At 64.0% G+C, this 24400-nt stretch carries 20 protein-coding genes and 1 pseudogene; 11 read left to right on the top strand and 10 right to left on the bottom strand.

The features are described from left to right. Positions 1-75: 75 nt before the first annotated feature. Positions 76-1647 carry a glucan biosynthesis protein G gene (locus tag OIN59_RS11435; RefSeq protein WP_274110338.1) on the top strand — a complete coding sequence of 524 codons (1572 nt, stop codon included), beginning with the start codon at positions 76-78 and terminating at the stop codon, positions 1645-1647. Next, positions 1620-3716: a glucans biosynthesis glucosyltransferase MdoH gene (gene mdoH, locus OIN59_RS11430; protein WP_274110337.1), complete on the top strand. Its 2097-nt coding sequence runs from the start codon at positions 1620-1622 to the stop codon at positions 3714-3716. The genes OIN59_RS11435 and mdoH overlap by 28 nt, the downstream gene beginning before the upstream one ends. Before the next feature lie 142 nt (positions 3717-3858). On the opposite strand, the gene ffh is transcribed toward mdoH, so the two are convergent. Beyond that, complete coding sequence (gene ffh / locus OIN59_RS11425; protein ID WP_274110336.1) at positions 3859-5238, bottom strand: signal recognition particle protein; 1380 nt, start codon at positions 5236-5238, stop codon at positions 3859-3861. Positions 5239-5336: 98 nt separating this feature from the next. Here ffh and OIN59_RS11420 point away from each other — a divergent pair, with 98 nt between their 5' ends. The 8 genes from OIN59_RS11420 (at position 5337) to OIN59_RS11385 (ending at position 15621) form a co-directional block, all read left to right on the top strand. Next, positions 5337-6134: a cytochrome C assembly family protein gene (locus tag OIN59_RS11420; RefSeq protein WP_274110335.1), complete on the top strand. Its 798-nt coding sequence runs from the start codon at positions 5337-5339 to the stop codon at positions 6132-6134. After that, complete coding sequence (locus OIN59_RS11415; RefSeq protein ID WP_274110334.1) at positions 6131-6358, top strand: PP0621 family protein; 228 nt, start codon at positions 6131-6133, stop codon at positions 6356-6358. The genes OIN59_RS11420 and OIN59_RS11415 overlap by 4 nt, the downstream gene beginning before the upstream one ends. Before the next feature lie 23 nt (positions 6359-6381). Next, entirely contained in the window at positions 6382-8088 is a 1707-nt protein-coding gene (locus OIN59_RS11410) for a two-component system sensor histidine kinase NtrB (protein WP_274110333.1), read from the top strand. Between the two features lie 11 nt (positions 8089-8099). Next, on the top strand, positions 8100-9656 hold the full coding sequence (locus OIN59_RS11405; protein ID WP_274110332.1) for a sigma-54-dependent transcriptional regulator: 1557 nt from the start codon (positions 8100-8102) through the stop codon (positions 9654-9656). Next, entirely contained in the window at positions 9640-10269 is a 630-nt protein-coding gene (gene ampD, locus OIN59_RS11400) for a 1,6-anhydro-N-acetylmuramyl-L-alanine amidase AmpD (RefSeq protein WP_274110331.1), read from the top strand. Before OIN59_RS11405 ends, ampD begins: the two co-directional genes overlap by 17 nt. 377 nt (positions 10270-10646) lie before the next feature. Then, complete coding sequence (locus tag OIN59_RS11395) at positions 10647-13565, top strand: ribonucleoside-diphosphate reductase subunit alpha (protein ID WP_274110330.1); 2919 nt, start codon at positions 10647-10649, stop codon at positions 13563-13565. Positions 13566-13700: 135 nt separating this feature from the next. Next, positions 13701-14897, top strand: a complete 1197-nt coding sequence (locus OIN59_RS11390; RefSeq protein WP_274110329.1) for a ribonucleotide-diphosphate reductase subunit beta — start codon at positions 13701-13703, stop codon at positions 14895-14897. Positions 14898-15084: 187 nt separating this feature from the next. After that, positions 15085-15621, top strand: coding sequence for a histone (locus tag OIN59_RS11385; protein WP_274110328.1), 537 nt, complete (start codon positions 15085-15087; stop codon positions 15619-15621). Between the two features lie 129 nt (positions 15622-15750). Here the strand turns inward: OIN59_RS11385 and OIN59_RS11380 are convergent, their stop codons facing one another. From OIN59_RS11380 to OIN59_RS11345, 8 genes and pseudogenes are all read right to left on the bottom strand, one after another. Next, positions 15751-16650 (bottom strand): carbohydrate kinase family protein, encoded by a 900-nt coding sequence (locus tag OIN59_RS11380; RefSeq protein ID WP_274110327.1) that lies wholly within the window; start codon positions 16648-16650, stop codon positions 15751-15753. 35 nt (positions 16651-16685) lie between these two features. After that, the gene (locus OIN59_RS11375) at positions 16686-17387 is read right to left on the bottom strand and encodes a DUF3426 domain-containing protein (RefSeq protein ID WP_274110580.1); all 702 of its coding nucleotides are present in this window, start codon (positions 17385-17387) and stop codon (positions 16686-16688) included. Positions 17388-18146: 759 nt separating this feature from the next. Then, positions 18147-18212: pseudogene (locus OIN59_RS25360) on the bottom strand (zinc-ribbon domain-containing protein); the annotation flags it as partial. A gap of 55 nt (positions 18213-18267) precedes the next feature. Then, positions 18268-19170, bottom strand: coding sequence for a 50S ribosomal protein L11 methyltransferase (gene prmA / locus OIN59_RS11365; RefSeq protein WP_274110326.1), 903 nt, complete (start codon positions 19168-19170; stop codon positions 18268-18270). A 77-nt stretch (positions 19171-19247) separates the two neighbouring features. After that, positions 19248-20597 carry an acetyl-CoA carboxylase biotin carboxylase subunit gene (gene accC / locus OIN59_RS11360; RefSeq protein ID WP_274110325.1) on the bottom strand — a complete coding sequence of 450 codons (1350 nt, stop codon included), beginning with the start codon at positions 20595-20597 and terminating at the stop codon, positions 19248-19250. Between the two features lie 7 nt (positions 20598-20604). Then, complete coding sequence (gene accB, locus OIN59_RS11355) at positions 20605-21057, bottom strand: acetyl-CoA carboxylase biotin carboxyl carrier protein (protein ID WP_274110323.1); 453 nt, start codon at positions 21055-21057, stop codon at positions 20605-20607. Between the two features lie 171 nt (positions 21058-21228). Then, positions 21229-21807 carry a TlpA family protein disulfide reductase gene (locus tag OIN59_RS11350; RefSeq protein ID WP_274110321.1) on the bottom strand — a complete coding sequence of 193 codons (579 nt, stop codon included), beginning with the start codon at positions 21805-21807 and terminating at the stop codon, positions 21229-21231. Next, positions 21804-22403, bottom strand: a complete 600-nt coding sequence (locus OIN59_RS11345) for a hypothetical protein (RefSeq protein WP_274110319.1) — start codon at positions 22401-22403, stop codon at positions 21804-21806. Before OIN59_RS11345 ends, OIN59_RS11350 begins: the two co-directional genes overlap by 4 nt. Before the next feature lie 203 nt (positions 22404-22606). On the opposite strand from OIN59_RS11345, the gene mpl reads away from it, so the two are divergent. Continuing rightward, the gene (gene mpl, locus OIN59_RS11340; protein WP_274110316.1) at positions 22607-24028 is read left to right on the top strand and encodes a UDP-N-acetylmuramate:L-alanyl-gamma-D-glutamyl-meso-diaminopimelate ligase; all 1422 of its coding nucleotides are present in this window, start codon (positions 22607-22609) and stop codon (positions 24026-24028) included. Between the two features lie 55 nt (positions 24029-24083). On the opposite strand, the gene OIN59_RS11335 is transcribed toward mpl, so the two are convergent. Next, on the bottom strand, positions 24084-24395 hold the full coding sequence (locus OIN59_RS11335; protein ID WP_274110314.1) for a hypothetical protein: 312 nt from the start codon (positions 24393-24395) through the stop codon (positions 24084-24086). Positions 24396-24400: the final 5 nt, after the last annotated feature.

Below are 24400 nucleotides of genomic sequence, written 5' to 3'. Positions count from 1 at the left end.
CACGCAGAGTCAACCCCAACCCATTGATTTAAAAGCATTTTTTGCAGCTGGCACAGGGTTTGCCCCATGCCTGGCATGCACGCTGTTTTTTCATCTTTTTCTTTCCAGACCTGGAGGCGCGCAGGCCCGGCAGTGGCGCTGGCCACCGCCCTGATGGCCGCAGGCGCGCACGCACAGAGTTTTGACTTCGAGAGCGTGACCCGCCTCGCCCGCGACCGCGCCAACCAGCCCTACCGGCCCGTGAGCGACAAGCTCCCGGCCGATCTCGCCCAGCTCAACTACGACCAAGTGCGCGACATCCGCTGGCGCCCTGATCGTGCGCTGTGGCGGGCCGACCAACTGCCCTTTGAAGCCATGTTCTTCCATCTGGGGCTGTACCAGAAGGAGCCGGTGCTGATCAATGAGGTGACGCCCCAGGGCGTGCGCCACATCCGCTACAGCCGCGCAGACTTCGATTACGGCAAGAACCAGGTGCGGCCCGAGGCTTGGGGCGACCTGGGCTTTGCAGGCTTTCGGCTGCACACCCCTCTGAACTCCAGCGCTTACAAGGACGAGCTGGTGGTCTTTCAGGGTGCCAGCTACTTTCGCGCGCTGGGCAAAGGCCAGCAGTACGGCCTGTCGGCACGCGGGCTGGCCATCGACACCGTGGGCGGCCGGGGCGAGGAGTTCCCCCGCTTCACCGAGTTCTGGCTGGTCAAGCCCGACGCCAATGCCACGCAGGTCACGGTCTACGCACTGCTCGACTCGCCCCGTGCCACGGGCGCCTACCGCTTTGACATCCAGCCGGGCCCGCAGACCACCACCACGGTGCGCAGCCGCATTTTTGTGCGGGCCGCCTCCGGCAGCCCACCCATCGCCACACTGGGCGTTGCGCCGCTGACCAGCATGTTCTTCTTTGGCGAGAACCAGCCGCGCAAGGAAGACTTCCGCCCCGAAGTGCATGACTCTGACGGCCTCATGGTCGCCACCGGCGAAGGCGAATGGCTATGGCGCCCGCTGCAAAACCCTCGGCAGACGCTGGTCACCTCGTTCGCCACCAAGAACCCCAAGGGGTTCGGCCTGATGCAGCGCGACCGCCAGTGGGCCAGCTACGAGGACGTGGAGGCCCGTTACGAGCGCCGCCCCAGCGCCTGGGTGCGCCCGCTGCATGACTGGGGCGCTGGCCGCGTGGAACTGGTGCAGCTGAGCACCCCGGACGAAACCCACGACAACATCGTGGCGTATTGGGTGCCCGCCCAGATGCCCGCGCCCGGCCAACCCCTCGAATTCGCCTACGAACTGAGCTGGCAGGGCGATGAACCACAGCACCCGCCCAGCGCCTGGGTCACCCAGTCACGCCGCGGCATGGGCTACACCAAGCTCTCTACCGAGGCGCTGCGCCAGCAGGCGCAGTACGTGGTCGATTTCGAGGGCCCCGCCCTGAAGGCCCTGCCCCTAGACGCCACCGTGAAGGCGGTAGTGACCAGCGACGCCAACGGCCAGGTGCTGGAAAACATCGCCTACCGCAACCCCGCCACCGGCGGGTGGCGCATGACCGTTCGCATCCAGCGCCTGCAGGCCGACCGGCCCGTCGAGCTGCGCGCTTTTCTCCAACACGACAACCACGCTGTGAGTGAAACATGGACGCACATCAGTCTTCCCGAGTAAGCCCTCACGCCCCTTATGGCCCCCACGGCTCACACGCCCCCACAGGCCCTGCCGTGGTGGCACGGCGCGGCGCGGCCTACCACCGGCCGCCCCCCAGTCGACGCAGCACGTTGCGCGAAGAGCGCCACCCCAATGCGGTGACGGCGCCGCCCGTGCACCGAGGCTCCATGGTGCCCGAGCCCTGGCGCGGGTTCTGGAACAGCCTGGGCACTGCCGCACTGCTGCGCCTGACGGGCCGCACATCTGCACAGACTGCCTCCACCCCGACTGCGAAAGCCCCGACCGAATCCAGCGCCGCCTGGCAAAGCGCAGCCCAGCGCCGCCGCTGGACCTTTGCGCTGCTCACCGTGCTGACCACCGCACTGGCCAGCACCCTGTTTGCCAGCGTGCAGCCAGACTATGAAAACCCCTGGCTGGGTTACGGCCAGATCGCGCTGTTCGCGCTGCTGTCCGCCTGGGTGGTCACAGGTTTCCTCACGGGGCTGATGGGCTTTTGGGTGATGCTGCGCGGCGACAAACACGCGCTGTCCGTACGCAGTGTCGTGGAGCAAACGCTGGCGCCTGAAGCCCGCACCGCCATCATCATGCCGATCTGCAACGAAGACGTGGCCACCGTGTTTGCCGGGCTGCGCGCCACCTGCGAGTCGGTGGCCGCCACCGGCCATGGCACCACGTTCGATGTGTTTGTACTGTCCGACAGCAACGACCCCGCCATTGCCCGCGCCGAGCGCGCCGCCTGGGAAGAGCTGCGCAGCGCCCTGGCGCAGCACAGCCAGCAGCCTCAGGTGCAGGTGTACTACCGCCTGCGCACCCGCCGCACGCACCGCAAGGCGGGCAACGTGGCCGACTTCTGCCGCCGCTGGGGCAAGGACTACCGCTACATGGTGGTGCTGGACGCCGACAGCGTGATGAGCGGCGACTGCATTGTCTCGATGGCCAAGCTGATGGAGGCCAACCCCACGGCCGGCATCATCCAGACCGCCACGCAGGCGATTGGCCACGTCACGCTGCACGCCCGCGCGCAGCAGTTCGCATCGCGCGTCACGGGCCGCCTGTTCACGCTGGGCATGCAGTTCTGGCAGCTGGGCGAATCGCACTACTGGGGCCACAACGCCATCATCCGCGTAGCGCCCTTCATGCAGCACTGCGCGCTAGCGCCCATCCCCGGCAAGGGTGGCTTGGCAGGCGGCATCATGTCGCACGATTTTGTCGAGGCCGCGCTGATGCGCCGTGCGGGCTACCACGTGTGGCTGGTGGCCAACCTGATCGGCAGCTACGAGCAGCAACCGCCCGACCTGCTGGCCGAACTGCAACGCGACCGGCGCTGGTGCCAGGGCAACCTGCAAAACGCGCGCCTGATGGCCGAGCCCGGCATCCACCCCTTGCACCGCTCCATGTTCATCACCGGCGCCATGGCCTATCTGTCGGCCCCGCTGTGGCTGGCCTTCCTCACGCTGGGCACGGCGCTGTGGCTGTCGGGCGCCAAGCTGGTGGCGGACTGGCACATCCTGCCCGCCGAGTTGCTTGCGCTGTGGGCCTGGACCTTGTGCCTGCTGTTCCTGCCACGCATCCTGGGCGTCACGGCCGTGTTCATGCGCCGGGAACAGAAGCAGTACGGCGGCGCTTTCAGCCTGCTCAAGAGCGCAGCGCTGGAGAGCGTCATGGCCATCCTGCAGGCGCCGGTGCGCATGCTGGCGCACTCGCTGTTTGTGCTGATCGCGTTGACCGGCCTGAAGCTGGAATGGAAATCCCCCCCGCGAGAAGCCCACGCCGTGCCCTGGCGCCACGCCGTGCGCCAGCTCGCCCCCATGAGCGCAGTGATCGCCCTGCTGGCAGCGGGTGTGGCGCTGATCGACAGCAGCGCACTGTTGTGGCTGATGCCCGTGGGCCTGCCGCTGGCGCTGGCGATTCCGCTGGCGGTATGGACCAGCCAGATCGCGCTGGGCCGGGCGCTGCGTGCGCAGCGGCTGCTGCTGATCCCTGAGGAATCGTGGTCTCCGCCGGTACTGCGCCGTGCCTGGTTGCACGCCAGCCGACTGGCGCGGCCCGTGGTTTTGCAGGCTGCCTGAGGCGCCAGGCAGAACCACCGTCCACCACCCCACAAAAAAGCCGACACACATACGTGTATGTCGGCTTTTTCATTAACTCCTATTTTTATAGCAGCTCAGGCATATGGTTGTAGCGCCAGGTGCCAAAAAGGCTTAAAGGTCTTCAGAAAGGCATCTTGGGCATGCCTCCGCCACCCATGCCCTTCATGCCGCCCATCTTCTTCATCATCTTCATCAGGCCGCCGCCCTTCATCTTTTTCATCATGCCCTGCATCTGCTCAAACTCCTTGAGCAGGCGGTTGACCTCTTGCACATGCACGCCCGCCCCGTTGGCGATGCGTTTTTTGCGCGTGGCCTTGATGAGTTCGGGCTTGCGGCGCTCCAGCGGGGTCATGCTCTGGATGATGCCTTCCTTGCGCTTGATGTCTTTCTCGGCCTTGTCCATGTCGATGGAGCCAGCTTTGGCGGTGAGCTGAGACGGCAGCTTGTCCATCAGGCTGGACAGCCCACCCATCTGCTTCATCTGCTGGATCTGCGACAGAAAGTCGTTCAGGTCGAACCCGTCACCGCTCTTGACCTTGGCCGCCAGCTTTTGTGCGGCCTCCATGTCCACCCCGGCCGTGACCTGCTCCACCAGGGCCACGATGTCGCCCATGCCCAGGATGCGGCCTGCGTGGCGCTCGGCATCGAACACCTCCAGGCCGTCAAGCTTTTCGGACACACCGGCGAATTTGATGGGCGCACCCGTGATCTGGCGCACCGACAGCGCAGCACCGCCGCGCGAATCGCCATCGAGCTTGGTGAGCACGATGCCGGTGAGTGGCAGCGCTTCCTTGAAAGCCTTGGCGGTGTTGATGGCGTCCTGGCCCTGCATGGCATCAACCACGAACAGGGTCTCGACCGGGTTCAGCGCGGCGTGCAGGTCCTTGATTTCCTTCATCAAGGCTTCGTCGATAGCGAGACGACCGGCCGTGTCCACCAGCAGCACGTCAAAGTAGTGCTTCTTGGCATAGTCGAGCGCGGCGTGGGCGATGTCGAGCGGCTTCTGGTCGGGCGTGCTGGGGAACCACTCGGCACCGGCCTGCTTGGTCACCGTCTTGAGCTGCTCGATGGCGGCCGGGCGGTACACGTCGCCCGACACCGTCAGCACCTTCTTCTTGCGCTTTTCAATCAGGTGCTTGGCCAGCTTGGCCGTGGTGGTGGTCTTGCCCGCACCTTGCAGGCCAGCCATCAGGATCACGGCAGGCGGCTGGGCGGCCAGGTTGATGTCTGCCACGCCCTCGCCCATGGTGGCGGCCAGTTCGCGGTTGACGATGCTGACCAGCGTCTGACCGGGCTTGAGCGAACCCAGCACCTCCTGCCCCAGGGCCTTCTCTTTGACACGGGCGATGAAGTCCCGCACCACGGGCAGGGCCACGTCGGCCTCCAGCAGGGCCATGCGCACTTCGCGCAGCATGTCCGTCACATTGGATTCGGTGATGCGGGCCTGGCCACGCATCTCTTTGACGAGGCGCGTGAGTTTGTCGGTAAGGGCGGAGGCCATAGGGGTGTTTCCGGTATTGGCTGCGCGCCGTCAACAGGGGCGTTGTGCGCGCGGCCCCGCCAGGGCGCTGGCGGTGGGCGAAAGGCTAAACTGTGCCCATGATTTTAACGAGTAGCTCTCCGGTCAGTTGGCTGCTGGCCCTGGCCGCTGCCGTGGCCTACGCCGTGCCTGCCGCCGCAGCCTCCCGCCTGGGGGCCGCAGCGGCACGCAACGCACTGCTGGTGGCGTGGTTGCTGCACTGCGCCGTGCTGGTGTGGGGCCTGTGGGGCGATGCGCCCCGGTTTGGGTTTGCGCCCGCGCTGTCGATGACCGCGTGGCTGGTGCTCACGGTGTATGCCGTCGAACGGCAGTTGTTCCCGCAGATGCAATCGCGCTGGGTGCTGGCAGGTCTGGGTGCCGCCGCCATTGTGCTGGCCATGTTGTTCCCGGGGCAGCCCCTGCATGTGGCCGCATCGGCCTGGTTGCCGCTGCACCTGGCGCTGGGCATAGCGTGTTATGGCTTATTTGCAGCCGCCGTGGTGCACGCCTGGCTCATGACACGCGCCGAGCGCCACATCCGGCAGGCCGAAGACCCGCACAGCGGCATCCCGCTGCTCACGCTGGAGCGGCTGACCTTCCGGTTCGTGACGGCCGGGTTTGTCCTCCTCACCGCCACCTTGCTGGCCGGGTGGCTGTTTGGAGAGACGCTGTATGGCCGGGCTTGGCGGTGGGACCACAAGGCCGTGTTCTCGATGCTCTCTTGGCTGACCTTTGCCACCCTGTTGCTGGGCCGCGCCCGTTTTGGCTGGCGAGGCCGCAACGCGGTGCGCGTGTTGTATGCGGGCTCGGCCCTGTTGCTGCTGGCCTATGTGGGCTCGCGTTTTGTGTTGGAAGTTGTTCTGGGCCGCAACACATGAAATACCTGGTTTTGTTGGTTGTCATCGCGGTGGCCGTTGGTATCTGGCGCAGTCGCCGCGCCCCTGATGTCGCTGCGCCCAAGGCCCCCCCCACCCCGCCAGCCCTACCGCAGGACATGCTCGCTTGCGCGCACTGCGGCGTGCACATCCCGCAGGCCGAAGCCCTGATGCTGGGCAGCCAGGCCTATTGCAGCGCCGAGCACCGGCGCCTGGGCCCGGCCTGAACGGCACTGCACCCGTTTTGACCATGCAAGCTGTGCCCGCAGGTACCCTGCCGCCGTCGGCGGATGCGCCCTTTGCACGGCTGTGGCTGGGTTTTCTGACGGGCCGCGTCATGGTGGCCCTGGTATTGCTGGTGCTGCAAGGCGCCGGGTTGCTCATCAACCAGGTGATAGGCACCACCGTGCTGGCGGTTTGTGTGGCCTACCTGGTAGCCACCGTGGTACTGCGGGTGCTCTCGCGCAAGGGCCCCCCCTCGCCCGGCGCCGGGCCGCAGTGGCTCCCCTCCATCGGGGTGGACCTGGCCGCGATCACCGCGCTGCAGTTGCTGCATGCGGGCACCATGAACTACACGCCGCTGTTCGGCCTGCCCATCCTGATCGCCGCGGTCATGGGCACGCTGACGCTGGCCCTCGGCACCACCGCCGCCGTCACCCTGCTGCTGCTGGGCTGGGCCTGGTGGGCGGGCCAATACAACCCGGGGGACGAAGGACAGCGCTACCTGCAAAGCGCACTTACCGGCACGGGCTACTTCATCGTGAGCTACCTAGTGCACCAGCTCGCCATCCGACTGGCGCGCGAACAGGAGATGGCACAACAAAGCCAGGTGACTGCCCGCGTACAAACGCAGGTCAGTGCACTGGTCATCCAGAACCTGACCGATGGTGTGCTGGTGGTGGACGAAAGCGACGTGGTGCGCATTGCCAACCCCGCAGGGCTGCAGTTGCTGGGCGGCACGGCACTGACCGAGTTGCCTTTTGCCCTGACATCCACCGCGCCCTGGCACCCCCTGGTGATCCTGGCGAGACGCACCTTCCGGCACGAGCAACCCCAGACAGCCGATGTCGATCTGCTGCACGACGGCCAGAGCCCCACCGGCCTGCATGTGCGCACCTGGCTCACATCCACCCGCAATGCCGCCCTGCAAACGCACACCGAGCGGCTGTGCGTGATGTTTCTGCACGATCTGCGGGAGATGGAAGCGCGGCTGCGCACCGAAAAGCTCGCGGCCATGGGACGCATGTCCGCCGCAGTGGCCCACGAGATCCGCAACCCGCTGGCGGCCATCGTGCAGGCCAATGCCTTGCTGGAAGAAGACCTGCACGACCCGGCTCAAAAACGCCTGGCGCACATGGTGCAGCAAAACGCCGACCGCCTGGCCCGCATCGCAGAAGAAGTGCTGGACATTGCCCGGGTACAACACCAGATCAGCCATGCCCCCGCTTCGACCGTGGCGCTGGACGAAACCGTCGCCCAGGTCTGGAACGACTGGCAGGCTCAGGACCCTGCCCGGCGGCGCGCCGTGGTGTCGCTGGATACTGGTGCCACCCAGGTGGAGTTTGATGTGGAGCACCTGCGTCGCGTACTGGTCAACCTGCTGGACAACGCCCTGCGCTACATGGGCCCGGAGCCCGACTCGTTGTCAGTGACCACGCGCAGCACGCCCGCCGGGCAGGTCAGCCTGCAGGTGTGGAGCGACGGTGCCCCGATGGACAAATCCGTGGAGCGGCATTTGTTCGAGCCTTTCTTCTCGTCAGAGAGCCGCTCCAGCGGTCTGGGCCTCTATATTTGCCGGGAGCTGTGCCAGCGCCATGGCGCCTCCATCAGCTACCAGCGCCTGAACCGCCCCACCACAACACGCGGTGACATCGGAGGCAATGCCTTCACGGTGGGCTTCCGCCGCACGACCCGCCCCGCCGACACTGCCACCTTGTTTGACACCATCGTGGTCTGACTGCCACCTCCATGAACGCCCCTGCCGCCTCCATTCTTGTCGTTGATGACGAACCCGATCTGCGCACCCTGTACGAGCTCACCCTGCTGCGCGAGGGGTACCGGGTCGAGACCGCGTCGAGCGTGCAGGAGGCCCGCGACCAGCTCAAGGCCCACCGCTTTGACGCGGTGATTACCGATATGCGGCTGCCCGACGGGTTTGGCATGGAGCTGCTGCAGGACCTGCGCGACCAGCAACGCCGCGAACGCTGCGTGGTCATGACAGCCTACGGCTCGGCAGAAAACGCGGTCGAGGCGCTGCGCGCAGGGGCGTTCGACTACCTCACAAAACCCGTGGACCTCAAGCAGTTCCGCTCGGTCGTGGCCTCGGCCATCCAGGGTACCGGCGGCGTTCCGCCTCCGCGTGCAGCACGCAGCAGCGGATCGAACCGCCCGGCCAACGCGCCCGCAGGTAACGAATTCGGTGGTGCCAACGCCGCTCTGGACCGCCTGGTGGGCGAGTCCGACGCCATCCGCAACGTCAAGCAACGCGTAGCCAAGGTGTCCCGCGGCATGGCGCCCGTGCTGATCCATGGTGAGTCGGGCACGGGCAAGGAGCTGGTGGCTCAGGCCCTGCACGCCAGCAGCCAGCGCGCAGACGGCCCCCTGGTCGCCGTGAACTGCGGGGCCATCCCCGAGAACCTGCTGGAAGCCGAATTTTTCGGTGCCCGCAAGGGCTCCTACACCGGCGCGTCGCAAGACCGTGACGGCTACTTCCAGGCCGCACGTGGGGGCACACTGTTCCTCGACGAAATCGGCGACCTGCCGCTGGCCATGCAATCCAAGTTGCTGCGCGCCATCCAGGAGCGCAGCGTGCGACCATTGGGCTCCACCCAGGAAGAGACGGTGGACGTGCGCATCGTGAGCGCCACCCACCGCGACCTAGCAGCCGATGTGCAGGCAGGCAGGTTCCGCCAAGACCTGTACTACCGGCTCAATGTGATCGAGATCGTCATCCCGCCGCTGCGCGAGCGCCGCGAGGACCTGCCCGCACTGTGCGCGGCGCTGCTCACTCGCATTGCCAACGAGTCGGGCATGCCGGTGCCCCAACTCACCGACCAGGTACTGAACGCCATCGCAGCCCACCCCCTGACCGGCAACGTGCGCGAGCTGGAAAACCTGCTGCACCGCGCAGTGGCGTTAAGCGACGGCGACGAGTTGCAGGTGGACGCGCCAAGCGGCGCAGCAGATGCACTGATGACACGCCCAGCGTCGCCCTCGCTGGCGACTGAGGGATCGGCGGCCACAGCCTCCTCTTCGGCCGGTGCCCATGCTTCGTCCCCCGCCGATACGGGCCAGAGTCCGCAACCCCTGGCCAGCGGATGCACGGTACCGCTACCCAGCGACCTGCAGGCCTGGCTGGACCAGCAAGAGCGGGAGATCCTGATCAGAGCGCTGAAAGAATCCGGGTTCAACCGCACCGCCACGGCTGCACGCCTGGGCATCAGCCTGCGCCAGATTCGCTACCGCATCGCCCGTCTGAACATCGCCGTGCCCAATGACCAGGACCCGCATGACGACCTGGGCTGACAGCGAACCAGCGGCGACCTCAACGCCCTGGGAGGGCGGCTGGCACCGGGCAGCCCAGCGGCTGGCATCTCCGAATCACGGGCCGCGCCCGGTGCAAGCGTCGCAGGTCGATCTGATCGTGGTGCACTCCATCAGCCTGCCGCCGGGCGAATACGGCGGCGGTGCCGTGCAACAGTTGTTCACCAACACCCTGGACTGGGACGCCCACCCCTACTACCAGGGCATTCGCGGACTGCAGGTGTCCGCGCATTTCTTCATTGAGCGCACCGGGGCGCTGTGGCAGTTTGTGGATTGCGACCTGCGCGCCTGGCATGCTGGGCAATCGTTCTATCGGGGGCGGAGTCAGTGCAACGACGACTCCATCGGCATTGAACTGGAAGGCTTGGAGGGCCTGCACTTCGAGCCCGCACAGTACGAAACCCTGGCCAGGGTCTGCCAGGACATTGCGCTGCGCTACCCCCTCGAGCACATCGCGGGGCATGAACATATCGCGCCGGGGCGCAAACTGGACCCAGGCCCAGGGTTTGACTGGCCCCGGCTGCAAAGGGCATTGGACTGGCCTGCGCAGCGATTCCCGCAAGGCACACTGCTGGACCTGTCGCCGCCTCGCTGACGCCGCGCTTTCACTGTCGCACGGGCGCATCAACGCATATTTTTCTTTGTGCGTTTGCACATGGTTTTACACCCAAGCGCCGCGCGGCCTGGCACAGGAAATCTGCCGCCAAGGTCCGCCGCTGCGCGGTTTGGCATCCCACGCGTCGCATCCACAAGGGCTGGCCGCAGACACCGGTAACGGACGTACCGGGGCTGGGAACATACTGTTTCCGCTTTTTAGGGCTCATTCACGCGGTACACTACCGGTAGTGTCTTGAACCGCCTCGACACACCATATATAGTGTGCGCCAGACTGAAGTCCGGCGCATCACTCGCACACTGCGACGGCACTCCAGGCCGCACGCCCACCCCAGACAGCCCACAGAAGAGGACCCCATGCAAGCTGCTTTGAACACGCCTTCCAATGCCCATGCCGTTGCCACCGATGCCCCGGCATCCCAGGCTACGCCTGCGGCCACGGCCTCCAACACGTTTGCGCACTACCAGATCATTCGCCGCAACGGCGCAGTGGTGCCCTTCGAGCCGCAAAAGATCGCGGTGGCCATGATGAAGGCCTTCCTTGCAGTCCACGGCACACAAGGCGCTGCATCGGCCAGCGTGCGTGAAGTGGTGGACACACTGACCCATAACGTCACGCGCGCCCTGATGCGCTCGCGTCCTGGCGGCGGCACCTTCCACATTGAAGACGTGCAAGACCAGGTTGAACTGGGCCTGATGCGTAGCGGTCACCACGAAATTGCCCGCGCCTACGTGCTGTACCGCGAGCGCCGCACCCAAGAACGTGCCCGCCAAGCCGAACAGCAAACCGCTGCGGTATCCATCCCCCTGCTGCAGGTCATCGACGGTGGTGAGCGTGTTGCGCTGGACCCGAAGCGCCTGCAGGCCCTGATCGAGTCGGCGTGCGTGAACCTGGGTGCCGACGTGAAGGCCGACCCCATCGTGGCCGAAACCATGCGCAACCTGTACGACGGCGTGCCCATGGACGAGGTGTACAAGGCCTCCATCCTGGCTGCCCGTACCCTCATTGAGAAGGATCCCGACTACACCTACGCCACCGCCCGCCTGCTGCTGCACACCATCGTGCGCGAGGTGCTGGGCCGCGAGGTGACGCAGGATGCGATGGGCCAGGCGTACATCGAGTATTTCCCTCAGTTCATCAAGAAAGGTGTGGACAACGAACTACTGGACGAACGCCTGCTGCAGTACGACCTGCAGCGCCTGGGTGCCGCCCTCAAGGCTGACCGCGACCTGAAGTTTGACTACCTCGGCCTGCAAACCCTGTACGACCGCTACTTCCTGCACGTCAAGAAAACCCGCATCGAGCTGCCGCAGGCGTTCTTCATGCGTGTGGCCATGGGCCTGGCGCTCAATGAAGCCGACCGCGAAGCACGCGCCATCGAGTTCTATGAAGTGCTCTCGTCATTCGACTTCATGTCGTCCACCCCCACGCTGTTCAACAGCGGTACGCTGCGCTCCCAACTGTCGAGCTGCTACCTGACCACGGTGCCCGATGACCTCGATGGCATCTACGAGTCGATCAAGGAAAACGCCCTGCTGTCCAAGTTTGCTGGCGGCCTGGGCAACGACTGGACCCGCGTGCGTGCCCTCGGCTCGCACATCAAGGGCACCAACGGCGAATCGCAGGGTGTGGTGCCCTTCCTCAAGGTGGTCAACGACACCGCCGTGGCCGTGAACCAGGGCGGCAAGCGCAAGGGCGCCGTCTGCACGTATCTGGAGACCTGGCACCTGGATATCGAAGAGTTCCTGGAACTGCGCAAGAACACCGGCGACGACCGCCGCCGCACGCACGACATGAACACGGCCAACTGGATCCCCGATCTGTTCATGCGCCGCGTGATGGAAAAGGGCACCTGGACCCTGTTCTCGCCCTCCAACGTCCCCGATCTGCACGATCTGTTCGGTGCCGATTTTGAAAAGGCCTACGTGGCCTACGAAGAAAAGGCGGCACGCGGCGAGATCAAACCCGCCAAGACCGTGCAGGCCACCGACATGTGGCGCAAGATGCTGACCATGTTGTTCGAGACCGGCCATCCCTGGATCACGTTCAAGGATGCTTGCAACGTGCGCTCGCCCCAACAGCATGCTGGCGTGGTGCACTCCTCCAACCTGTGCACCGAGATCACGCTCAACACCAGCGACACCGAAACCGCCGTGTGCAACCTCGGCTCGGTCAACCTGTTGCAGCACATCAAGGACGGCCAGATCGACCACGACAAGCTCAAGAAGACCATCAAGGTCGCCATGCGCATGCTCGACAACGTGATCGACATTAACTATTACGCCGTCAAGAAGGCGCGCGACTCCAACTTGCGCCACCGCCCGGTCGGTCTGGGCGTGATGGCCTTCCAGGACAGCCTGTACGAACTGCGCATCCCCTACGCCTCGCAAGAGGCGGTGGAATTCGCCGACAAGTCGATGGAAGCCATCTGCTACTACGCCTATTGGGCGTCCACCGAGTTGGCCAAGGAGCGCGGCAAATACTCCAGCTACAAGGGCTCGCTGTGGGACCGTGGCATCCTGCCTTTCGACACGCTGGACATGCTCTCGCAGGCCCGTGGCGGCTATGTAGAAGTGGACCGCTCGTCCACACTGGACTGGGATGCCCTGCGCAAGAAGATTGCACAGGACGGCATGCGCAACTCCAACTGCGTCGCCATCGCCCCTACGGCCACCATCTCCAACATCATCGGCGTCGATGCCTCGATCGAGCCCTCGTTCGGCAACCTGTCGGTCAAGTCCAACCTGTCGGGCGAGTTCACGGTCATCAACGGCGGCCTGGTGCGTGACTTGAAGCGCCTGGGCCTGTGGGACGACGTGATGATCATGGACCTCAAGCACTTCAAGGGTTCGCTGCACCCCATCGACCGCGTGCCGCAAGACATCAAGGCGCTGTACTCCACAGCGTTTGAAGTCGAACCCCAGTGGCTGGTAGAGGCCGCATCGCGCCGCCAGAAATGGATTGATCAGGCGCAGAGCCTGAACATCTACATGGCCGGCGCATCGGGCAAAAAGCTCGACGACACCTACAAGCTGGCATGGGTCCGTGGCCTCAAGACCACCTACTACCTGCGCACACAAAGCGCTACGCACGTCGAGATGAGCACCGTGAACACGCGCCAGCTCAACGCGGTTTCGTCGGGCAACGACAGCGGCGCATCGGCAGCTGCAGCAACAGCGCAAGCCAAGCCAAGCCCGCTGGAAGCCGCTGCCGTACCCGCCACGGACGTCAAGTTCTGCGCCATCGACGATCCTGGCTGCGAGGCCTGCCAGTAAGCACTTTGCCAGCAACGCTTCGGGCTCGCCCGAGGCGTTGCTCCGGTGTTGTGAAGCAACAAAACCTTGCTGCACAACGCTTCAGTGCTTTCCTTTTCGCAGCACTGCTTTCATAATCCGAACACTGGAAAATCTATGTTGTCCTGGGACGAAGAAGTCAAGCCCTCATCGCAAAATCAACTGGACGGCGGTCTGCCCAACAACCGCCTGGTGGGACAACCGCCTCTGTCTTTCCAGACACCTTCGCTGCAGCCAGTGGACACCACGGCCCCAGCAGCAAGCACCACCACCGCTCCCGTCGTCGCCGCAACGCACCGCCGCGTCAATGCCGCTGACAAGCGCATCATCAATGGTCAGACCGACGTCAACCAGTTGGTGCCCTTCAAGTACAAGTGGGCGTGGGAAAAGTACTTGGCCACCTGCGCCAATCACTGGATGCCCCAAGAAGTGAACATGACGCGCGACATCGCGTTGTGGAAAGACCCCAACGGTCTGACCGAAGACGAGCGCCGCATCATCAAGCGCAACCTGGGCTTCTTCGTCACCGCCGATTCGCTGGCCGCCAACAACATTGTGTTGGGCACCTACCGCCACATCACAGCACCTGAATGCCGCCAGTTCCTGCTGCGCCAGGCGTTCGAGGAAGCAATCCACACCCACGCGTATCAATACATCGTCGAATCGCTGGGTCTGGACGAGAGCGAAATCTTCAACGCCTACAACGAAGTCCAGTCGATCCGCGACAAGGATGAGTTCCTGATCCCCTTCATCGAAGCGATCATGGATCCGTCCTTCAAAACGGGGACTCCCGAGACCGACCAGACCCTGCTCAAATCGCTGATCGTTTTCGCCTGCCTGATGGAAGGCCTGTTCTTCTACGTGGGCTTCACGCAGATCCTGGCTCTGGGCCGCCAGAACAAGATGACGGGCGCTGCCGAGCAGTACCAATACATCCTGCGCGACGAGTCGATGCACTGCAACTTCGGCATCGACCTGATCAATCAACTCAAGCTGGAAAACCCCCACCTGTGGACTGCGGAGTTCAAGGCCGAGATCAAGGCATTGTTCCTCAAGGCCGTGGAGCTGGAATACCGCTACGCTGAAGACACCATGCCCCGTGGCGTGCTGGGCATGAACGCTTCGATGTTCAAGGGCTACCTGCGCTACATCGCCAACCGCCGCGCCACGCAGATCGGGCTGGAGACACTGTTCCCCAACGAAGAAAACCCGTTCCCGTGGATGAGCGAGATGATCGATCTCAAGAAGGAACGCAACTTCTTCGAGACCCGGGTTATTGAATACCAGTCCGGTGGTGCGCTGTCCTGGGACTAGCGCCTTTTTTGCAGGCTACACCACCATGGATTTTTACACCACGCCCGGCACCGACAGCGTCGCAGAGCGCTGCCCTGCGGGGCGTCCCCGTGTTCATGGAGATGGAGTTTTCATCCATCTCCATGGATCGCTTTCTGTCCACAGCAGACAGGAAGTGCTCTTTGCAAATTGACCCAAGGAGAACATGATGGCAACTGCGAAAAAACCCGCCGCTAAGAAGGCAGCTCCCGCGAAGAAGGCTGCAGCCGCAGCAAAACCCGTAGCCGCGAAGAAGGCTGCACCTGCCAAGAAGGCAGCAGCACCGGCAAAGAAAGCCGCTCCCGCCAAGAAGGCCGTAGCTGCGAAGAAGGCTGCACCCGCCAAGAAGGCAGCAGCACCGGCAAAGAAAGCCGCTCCCGCCAAGAAGGCCGTAGTTGCGAAGAAGGCTGCACCCAAGAAGGCAGCAGCACCGGCAAAGAAAGCCGCTCCCGCCAAGAAGGCCGTAGCTGCGAAGAAGGCTGCACCCGTCAAGAAGGCAGCAGCACCGGCAAAGAAAGCTGCTCCCGCCAAGAAGGCCGTAGCTGCGAAGAAGGCTGCAGCACCTGCCAAGGCAGCCCCAGCAAAGAAAGCTGCACCGGCCAAGAAGGCCCCCAAGGCGCCTGCCCCTGCGGCCGCTGCCCCTGCAGCACAGACCACGCTGAACCCTCAGGCGGCCTGGCCTTTCCCTACGGGCAACAAGCCCTGATCCTGGCGCTCCATGCGCTCAACCCGGTGCTCGCGCACCGGGTTTTTTTTCGCCTGTACTTCAGGGCAGTGTGTGCGCTCTCCGAAGGCGCACGGAGATCAAGCCATACGGGCCACAGGTCCGACGGGCTTATCCCAGTGGATCAAAGTCCAGCGTGTAGTTCTGCGGCCCCCGCTGCGCAATCTTGAGAGCACCAACGCGGTTGCCCAGTTCAGCACAACGCACGAGAGGCCAGCCTTTTTCCAGACCAAACAGCAGCGCGCCGCGCCACGCATCTCCGCAGCCTGTGGGGTCCACCACAGCCGCAGGTGCAACGGGTGGTACATGGGTTTTCTCGCCATCGACCCAGACCTCACAGCCCTCTGCGCCCAACGTCACCACCAATCCCTTCACCTTGCGGGAGATGTCGGCCGACGACCAACCCGTGCGGTCACAAAGCATTTTTCCCTCGTAGTCATTGACGGTGACCCAGGTGGCCTGCTCGATGAACTGCGCCAACTCCTGCCCATTGAACATGGGCAAACCCTGGCCAGGGTCGAATACAAACGGAATGCCCGCCGCAACGAACTGGGCCGCATGTTCCAGCATCGCGTCACGCCCGTCCGGCGCGATGATCCCTACGCTGACACGGCTGTCTGCGCTAACACGATTGGCATGGGCCTGCATCATTGCGCCAGGGTGGAAGGCCGTGATCTGGTTGTTGTCACGGTCCGTCATGATCATGGCCTGCGCGGTGTAGGTGTCCTGCACCTGCCCCACATGGCTGGCACTGATACCCAGCGACTGCAGTCGCTGCAAATAGTCAGCACCATCACTGCCCAACATGGCCATAGGCAGCGGCTCGCCACCCAGCAGCTTGAGGCTGTAGGCGATGTTGCCGGCACAACCGCCGTAGTCGCGGCGCAACGACGGGACCAGGAAGGACACATTCAGGATGTGAAGCTGGTCCGGCAGGATCTGCTCTGCAAAACGCCCCTCGAAAGTCATGATCGTGTCGAACGCCAGGGAACCACAAATGAGGGCAGCCATAGATAGTGAAGCTCAGTAAGTTGTTGGGAGAAAAATCAGGGATAGAACGCAAGCAGCCGGTAGCCTGCCACACGCGCACCGCCCGTGGTCACAAGCACCGACACCGAGGTGCCCCACTCGCCTTTCGCAGGCAGCTCTGCCGGAGCCGCCATGTCGGTAGGCAACAGAACCCGCCGCAACACTGGCTGGTCCTGTGCATCGGTCAGGGTCAGCTCCACCGCAGGCATGGCCAGCGGGATGGTGGCGGAGCTCTTCATCGTCAGCGCCAGTTGGTAACTGTCACCCCGGGCTTTGTTGAAGGAAGAACTGTCGATGACCACATCGGCAATCTGACGCACCGGGGCGAGTTCGCAGCGCAAAGGCTCGCACAGTTTCACCAGCCAGGGTCGGCTGCGCACGTCCAGGGCCGCAATGTGGTCGCGCTCCTGCACCGCAATCTGCAAGGCCAAGCCCAACAAGGAGACGACGAGCACCAGTCCCAGCACCATCCGCACAACTGGTTTGCGCCAGAACGCCTTTCGACGCGCAGCAACCACAAAACTGACCTCAGGATCTGACGCCGGAGTGTCGGCATCATCGTCATCATCAACGGATTTTTTGTGCCGCACCTGAAGGATCGCAGCGGGCGAGTCGTCCTGCACCAGTTCCATGGCTGGGCTCTCTGGCGAATCTGCCTTGGGCACAAAGTCCACGGAAGGCAGCGCGGGAGCAGGCAGTACGAGGGCAGGCTCGATCACCGGCCTCTGCGCTTCGCCTTGCGATGCAGGCGGCTGTAAAAAATCTGCAGGAGGACTCGCAGCGTTTGCGACATCCGCATCGATTGACGTGCCCAGAGGCCCGTCGGAATCGCGGAGTTCCGCAAAGGGCAGCTCATAACCGGAGGGACTGGAAGAGGATGCGTCTGGCTCCCGTGGGTCACGGACGGGATCGCCTCGCCCTTGCCCGGAAGCCAGCCCCCCTGGCCCAACGGCCATGGATGGCCCAGACACCGCGTCATCCTCGGGCCCAGTGGCCGAAGAGAATGCCGCAGCATCCACTTCAAACGCAGCCCTCGGTGCACTGTGGGCACGCCAGGTGAAAGGAGTGGCGGCCTCCTCACCCAAGGCATCGGTGGATGTGTCAGCGTGCGCCCCGGCAGTGAGAAAAGCTGGCACTGCAGGGCTGGGGATATCGAGCACTGGGGCAGCCGGCACCTGAGTGCCCCCGCCATGCGACGCGGCGGCAACGGCCGTGGATGCAACAGTCTCCGTAGCAGGAGATGGAGCACGACGACCCATGGGGCCATTGGTCTGGGCCATATCCCCGGCGACAGCCGGTGCCCTGCCTCCACCCCAGGCCCCCAGTGCATCCTGCTTGCGCGCTACCGGTGCGGCGGGCGTTCGCAGGTCGGCCAGAGACACATCGGGCAACAGCGCCGCTGATGCCACGGGCAGCAAATGGGCTGAGGCGTCGAACACCTCTTTGCATTGGCCGCAGCGCACCCATCCTTCCGAGATGCGTAATTGGTCCGCCACGACCTTGAAGGTGGTGGCGCAGGACGGGCAGCGAGTGATCTGGCTCATCAGCGATGGATTGTAGAGGCCATGCCACGACCGCCAGGACGGCGCTTGAGCACGCTCAGCGACGCGCGGTCATCAGGATCCAGCCGTCTTCCGCATCCGCTACTTCCAGCGGAAGCCAGGGGGCATAAGCCTCCTTGAGCTCGTCTGCCTGACGCTCCAGAATACCTGCCAGAACCAGGTTCCCGCCCGCAGCCACATAGCGGCACAACAGTGGGGCCAACACACGCAAGGGAGTCGCCAGGATATTGGCCAGAACGGTCTGGTACTCGCCCTGCGCCTTGTCGGGCAGGCCCGCTTGGAGCGCAACTTGGTTCGCTTGGGCGTTCTGCACCGTGGACTCCACCGCCGCCGGGTCGATATCCACCGCATCAATGTCGGTGGCACCGAACTTGGCGGCGCCAATGGCGAGGATGCCAGACCCACATCCGTAGTCCAGCACCCGCCCCAGCGGGTTGCCCTGCTCAGGCTGCGTGGCCCCATGGCGCGCGATCCAGCGCAGGCACATGCGGGTAGTGGGGTGCGTGCCGGTGCCAAACGCCAAGCCGGGGTCCAGCCGGATACTACGCATCGCCTGGGCAGGCAGTTCATGCCACGTAGGTACGATCCAGAAATCCGGGGTGATGTCCACCGGAGCAAATTGCGACTGAGTCAGCCGCACCCAATCCTGCTCGGGCACCTGGGCCACACCCAGCACTTGGCAGCCGACAAAAAAGTCCTGCACGACCAGCAACTGCTGCGCCTCGCGGGCCGCCACCTCGGATGGAAACAAAGCGACCACGCGGCTGCGCTGCCAGCCGTCTTTGGGCGGAGGCATGCCGGGCTCGCCAAACAGCGCCTGCTCGGCGTCGGTCTGGGCATCGGCGTCTTCCACCGACACGGAGAGCGCATCCAGCGCATCCAGCGCATCGCTGACCGCTTCAATCCGGTCCTCAGGACACATCAGACTCAACTCAAACATAGGCGTCTCTCAGAAAAAGTGAAATGCTGGCACCCGTTGCCAGGAGCCAGCATGTGAATGACCTGCGGTGTGCAACCTCAGCGCTTGTGCTGCGACAGCCACTCTTCCAGGTAATGGATGTTGGTGCCACCCGCCATGAACTTGGCATCCACCATCAACTCACGGTGCAGCGGCACGTTGGTGTTGATACCCTCGATCACCGTCTCGGACAGCGCCGTGCGCATGCGGGCCAGGGCCTGCTCGCGCGTGTCGCCGTGCACGATGATCTTGCCGATCATCGAGTCGTAGTTGGGCGGCACAAAGTAGTTGGTGTAAGCATGCGAATCCACACGCACGCCGGGGCCGCCTGGTGGGTGCCAGGTGGTGATGCGCCCGGGCGACGGGATGAACTTGTAAGGGTCTTCGGCATTGATCCGGCACTCGATGGCATGGCCACGGATTTCGATCTGGCGCTGGGTGAACGGCAGCTTTTCGCCCGCCGCGACCATGATCTGCGTCTTCACGATGTCTACGCCGGTGATCCACTCGGTGACGGGATGCTCGACCTGCACGCGGGTGTTCATCTCGATGAAGTAGAACTCGCCGTTTTCGTACAGGAACTCGAACGTGCCCGCGCCACGGTAGCCGATCTTCTTGCAAGCGGCCACGCAGCGCTCACCGATTTTCTCGATCAGCTTGCGAGGGATGCCCGGAGCTGGAGCCTCTTCGATCACCTTCTGGTGGCGGCGCTGCATGGAGCAGTCACGCTCGCCCAGGTACACCGCGTTGCGGTGCTTATCGGCCAGGATCTGGATCTCGATGTGGCGGGGGTTCTGGAGGAACTTCTCCATGTACACCGCAGGATTGCCAAACGCAGCACCCGCTTCGGCCTTGGTCATCTGCACGGCATTGACCAGCGCGGCCTCGGTGTGCACCACACGCATGCCCCGACCACCGCCGCCGCCAGCGGCCTTGATGATCACCGGGTAACCAACGGCCTTGGCGATGCGACGGATCTGGACCGGATCGTCGGGCAGTTCGCCCTCGGAGCCCGGCACGCAAGGCACGCCCGCCTTGATCATGGCTTGCTTGGCCGACACCTTGTCACCCATGGTGCGGATGTTGTCGGGTGTGGGGCCGATGAACTGGAAGCCGCTTTTTTCCACGCGCTCGGCAAAGTCGGCGTTCTCCGACAGGAAACCGTAGCCAGGGTGGATAGCCTCGGCGTCGGTCACTTCGGCGGCCGAGATGATGGCGGGCATGTTGAGGTAGGACAGCGGCGAGGGCGCAGGGCCGATGCACACGGCCTCTTCGGCCAGCTTGACGTACTTGGCGTCACGGTCGGCTTCGGAGTAGACCATCACGGCCTTCACACCCAACTCATGGCACGCGCGCTGGATACGGAGAGCAATCTCTCCGCGATTCGCAACGAGAATCTTCTTGAACATGGGCGCCTTATTCAATGACGAACAGCGGTTGTCCGTATTCCACGGCTTGGCCGTTCTCGCCCAGGATGCGGGTGACGGTGCCCGACTTGTCGGCTTCGATCTCGTTGAGGATCTTCATGGCCTCGATGATGCAGACGGTCTCGCCCTCCTTGACCTGGCTGCCCACCTCGACAAAAGCCTTGGCGCCAGGGCTGGACGAGCGGTAGAAGGTGCCCACCATGGGCGACTTGACGATGTGGCCGGTGGGCGCAGCGGCGGCGGGAGGGGCGGGCAATTCCGCCACGGGCGCTGCAGCAGGTGCAGCGACAGGGGCTGCAACGGGGGCGGGCACATACTGCTGAACCACGGCACCACCGCTCTTGACGATGCGGACTTTGCCCTCAGCCTCGGTGATTTCGAGTTCGGACACGTTCGACTCGGACACGAGATCGATGAGGGTTTTGAGTTTTCGCAGATCCATGGAAGCTCCAACGGCTATAAAACTGAATAGGGCGCGAATTTACTCCAATTTCACCCTATCGCAGTCTTCCACGCGCATTTTTCATGAACTTCAACATGGAAAAGCGCCATCTCACAGAGAGAAAAACGCATCCAGAAGCCCTAAAAGGTGGCTGCTTTTTGACGCAAGCCCTCAGCCCAAACCTGCCCAAAGCTGCAAGTCCTGGGCGGTCACTTGCCCCATTTTACGATGCAGCACCTTTCCCTCCCCACCAAGGACCACGGTGAACGGCAGGCCTCCCGTCAGGTTGCCCAGAGATCGCCCCAGGTCCGTGCCCCCCAAACCGGCCAGCCCCACCGGAAAGTCCAGCGGAATGCGCGCCAGAAACTTGCGTACCGCCGAAGGCTGGTCAATGGCCAAACCCAGCACTTGCCAACCTTTGGCAGATTGTTCGCGGTAGAAGGCGTTGAGCATGGGCAACTCTTCCACACAAGGCGGGCACCAGGTGGCCCAGAAATTGAGCAGCAACGGCTTACCGGCCAACGACTTCATGGCAAAGGTGCCCCCGGCGGGAGTGTCAAACTCCAGCCCCCAAAGCGCCTGCTCAGCCCCCGGCTCCACGGCATGGGGCTGAAACTTCCACCAGGCCAGGCCCGCCCCCCCCAAGGCTGCGGCTCCTGCCACCCCGGCATACAACAGGCGCCTGCGCGCAGCGGAGGGCGCAATGGCGTCAGGAGTCACAGGGTCGAGAGATTCAGCAGACTGGGTCATGGGGTCGTGGTTTCCTGGAGCAGGCGGCGCACTGCCGTCATGTCACCGCGCGGGGTGCGGCCTTTGGTATCGGGCTTGAGCGCGCCTCGCAGGTCGTCAAGGTCATAGATCAGCAGATGCACACCGATCATTTCGTTGAGTTCGGGTGATTTGCTGCCCAGGCTCAGGGCCTCCACCGATTCGCCGTGAAATCCTGTGACCGTGCGGGGTTCGTAGTCCACATGATGATCGATCAGAGCGATCTCTGCCGATTTGGGGTCATCGCAAAACAACTGCAGGTAAATGTCCGACAGACGTGTGGCCGTTCCGTGCCACACAGCACCCGCCAGATGCGGCCGGAAAGCCGCCATGCGCTCCATCCATACCAGGGCCAGTTGGCGCAAAGCCCGCAACTCGCGCGGCTGGGTGTCGGCACAAAAGAGCTGGATGTACTCGCGCACAGCCTCTTCCACCAGGTCGTTGTCGGGGAGCGGGGTACGGGCCGGCAGGCCCAGCTGCCGCAGCGCGCGGCGCTTGGCAGGGCCCCACTCCAGCCCCTCTTCCACGACCAGGCGAGCCGTGGTGTGGGCGATTTCTTCGCTCAAAGGTGTGTGCATGGCAGGCAGGGGCAACAAAGGAACCCGCATTGTGGCGCGAAGCCGTGACACGGCGGGTGATGACCCCAGACGACCCCCGGCAACCCGAACGACCGGGTACCTGAAAGACTATTGTTTTGAGAGCATCTCAGGCACATGGAACCGGCGCCAGCTACCCTTTTTGCCTCAAATGACTCCAGACCCCGGCTTTAGAATCTGCGCCCATGCATATACACATACTGGGCATCTGCGGCACGTTCATGGGGGGCCTGGCGGCCTTGGCACGCGAGGCGGGCCACAAGGTGACGGGCTGCGACGCTGGGGTCTATCCGCCCATGAGCGATCAGCTCCGCGCGCTGGGTATCGACCTGATAGAGGGCTTTGGCGCCGACCAGCTCGCGCTCCAGCCTGACATGTTCGTCGTGGGCAACGTCGTCAGCCGTGCGCGATTGGCCGACGGCACGCCCAAGTTTCCTTTGATGGAAGCCATTCTGGACGCCGGACTGCCCTACACGAGCGGGCCCCAATGGCTGGCCGAGCATGTGCTGCAGGGTCGCCATGTGCTGGCAGTGGCAGGCACCCATGGCAAAACCACCACCACGTCGATGCTGGCGTGGATTCTGGAGTTCGCAGGACAGCAACCCGGCTTTCTGATCGGTGGAGTGCCATTGAACTTTGGCGTGTCCGCGCGCCTGGGGGCGCCGCAGCGCCCTGCCCCCGCCACTGCGCCCCTGGGGGATGCACCACTGTTTGTCATCGAGGCCGACGAATACGACACGGCCTTCTTCGACAAACGCAGCAAGTTCGTGCACTACCGGCCCCGCACCGCCGTACTGAACAACCTGGAGTTTGACCACGCAGACATCTTTGACGACCTGACCGCCATTGAGCGCCAGTTCCACCATCTGGTGCGCACCGTGCCGCCCTCGGGGCGCGTAGTGGTCAATGGACTGGAAGAAAGCCTGGCGCGCGTGCTGCACACCGGCTGCTGGAGCGAGGTAGCGAGTTTTGGCGCCGCGGTCAGCGACTTTCACGCCGTGGGCGATCCGCAGGCATTTGATGTAGTGCACCAGGGCCACACAGTGGCCCGCGTGGAATGGACGCTGACCGGTGTGCACAACCAGCTCAACGCGCTGGCGGCCATTGCAGCCGCGCACCATGTGGGCGTGGCGCCCGAACAAGCCGCAGCAGCCTTGGGCAGTTTTCAGAACGTCAAGCGACGCATGGAGTTGCGCGGCACCGTGGGCGGCGTGGCCGTGTACGACGACTTTGCGCACCACCCCACCGCATTGCGCACCACCCTCGACGGCCTGCGCCGCAGCCTGGGCGCCAATGCACGCATCCTGGCGGTGTTCGAGCCCCGCAGCAACACCATGAAGCTGGGCGCCATGAAAAGCCAACTGCCCTGGGCCCTGGAGCCCGCAGACCTGGCGTTTTGCCACACGGCGGGGCTGGACTGGGATGCCGCACAGGCATTGGCGCCACTGGGCGTCGGCCCCGGCCAGCGCGCCCAGACGGCCCCGGACATCGATACGCTGGTGGCCCAGGTCACCCAAGCCGCGCGCCCAGGTGACCATGTGGTGTGCATGAGCAATGGGGGCTTTGGCGGCATTCACGCCAAGCTGCTGAAGGCGCTACAAAAATAATAGCTGCCAGCGCATATTCCACTAGCGCTAGCAGCCAATTTTTATCAAATGGCGCTCAGAACGTGACCGCCATACCCGGCACATCCACCCGCACGATGGGCTTGGCCAGCGCGGCACTGGCGGCGCGCGCAAAGTCGCGGGACCATACCGGGTCCTGCATCAGCGCAGTACCGGCGGCACGGGCCACCGTCAGTACCTTGTCGGCCAGCAGCACCTTGCCACTGGCACGCAGGGGCTCGCAGTCCAGCGCGATGAACTGGTCGTCGAGCCAGCGACGTCCCGCCTCGTGGGCCATGGGCTCGGCGCCCTCCAAGTCAAACCGATATTCCTGATTTGCGGCCAGCTTGACCGACACTTCGCTGTGCATGATGG

Source organism: Acidovorax benzenivorans (assembly GCF_028680575.1).
Taxonomy (GTDB): Bacteria; Pseudomonadota; Gammaproteobacteria; order Burkholderiales; family Burkholderiaceae_C; genus Acidovorax; species Acidovorax benzenivorans.
The sequence above is the reverse complement of the archived record's forward strand: the minus strand, read 5'-3'. Positions and strand labels throughout refer to the sequence as shown.

Bases quoted from the DNA above. Each gene is read 5' to 3' on its own strand.
- OIN59_RS11350 (WP_274110321.1), bottom strand. From the start codon at position 21,807: ATGACCCAGTCTGCTGAATCTCTCGACCCTGTGACTCCTGACGCCATT.
- mpl (WP_274110316.1), top strand. From the start codon at position 22,607: ATGCATATACACATACTGGGCATCTGCGGCACGTTCATGGGGGGCCTG.
- ffh (WP_274110336.1), bottom strand. From the start codon at position 5,238: ATGGCCTCCGCCCTTACCGACAAACTCACGCGCCTCGTCAAAGAGATG.
- OIN59_RS11405 (WP_274110332.1), top strand. From the start codon at position 8,100: ATGAACGCCCCTGCCGCCTCCATTCTTGTCGTTGATGACGAACCCGAT.
- OIN59_RS11390 (WP_274110329.1), top strand. From the start codon at position 13,701: ATGTTGTCCTGGGACGAAGAAGTCAAGCCCTCATCGCAAAATCAACTG.
- accB (WP_274110323.1), bottom strand. From the start codon at position 21,057: ATGGATCTGCGAAAACTCAAAACCCTCATCGATCTCGTGTCCGAGTCG.
- prmA (WP_274110326.1), bottom strand. From the start codon at position 19,170: ATGTTTGAGTTGAGTCTGATGTGTCCTGAGGACCGGATTGAAGCGGTC.
- OIN59_RS11335 (WP_274110314.1), bottom strand. From the start codon at position 24,395: ATGCACAGCGAAGTGTCGGTCAAGCTGGCCGCAAATCAGGAATATCGG.
- OIN59_RS11415 (WP_274110334.1), top strand. From the start codon at position 6,131: ATGAAATACCTGGTTTTGTTGGTTGTCATCGCGGTGGCCGTTGGTATC.
- OIN59_RS11410 (WP_274110333.1), top strand. From the start codon at position 6,382: ATGCAAGCTGTGCCCGCAGGTACCCTGCCGCCGTCGGCGGATGCGCCC.
- ampD (WP_274110331.1), top strand. From the start codon at position 9,640: ATGACGACCTGGGCTGACAGCGAACCAGCGGCGACCTCAACGCCCTGG.
- OIN59_RS11385 (WP_274110328.1), top strand. From the start codon at position 15,085: ATGGCAACTGCGAAAAAACCCGCCGCTAAGAAGGCAGCTCCCGCGAAG.
- accC (WP_274110325.1), bottom strand. From the start codon at position 20,597: ATGTTCAAGAAGATTCTCGTTGCGAATCGCGGAGAGATTGCTCTCCGT.
- mdoH (WP_274110337.1), top strand. From the start codon at position 1,620: ATGGACGCACATCAGTCTTCCCGAGTAAGCCCTCACGCCCCTTATGGC.
- OIN59_RS11435 (WP_274110338.1), top strand. From the start codon at position 76: ATGCACGCTGTTTTTTCATCTTTTTCTTTCCAGACCTGGAGGCGCGCA.
- OIN59_RS11380 (WP_274110327.1), bottom strand. From the start codon at position 16,650: ATGGCTGCCCTCATTTGTGGTTCCCTGGCGTTCGACACGATCATGACT.
- OIN59_RS11420 (WP_274110335.1), top strand. From the start codon at position 5,337: ATGATTTTAACGAGTAGCTCTCCGGTCAGTTGGCTGCTGGCCCTGGCC.
- OIN59_RS11345 (WP_274110319.1), bottom strand. From the start codon at position 22,403: ATGCACACACCTTTGAGCGAAGAAATCGCCCACACCACGGCTCGCCTG.
- OIN59_RS11395 (WP_274110330.1), top strand. From the start codon at position 10,647: ATGCAAGCTGCTTTGAACACGCCTTCCAATGCCCATGCCGTTGCCACC.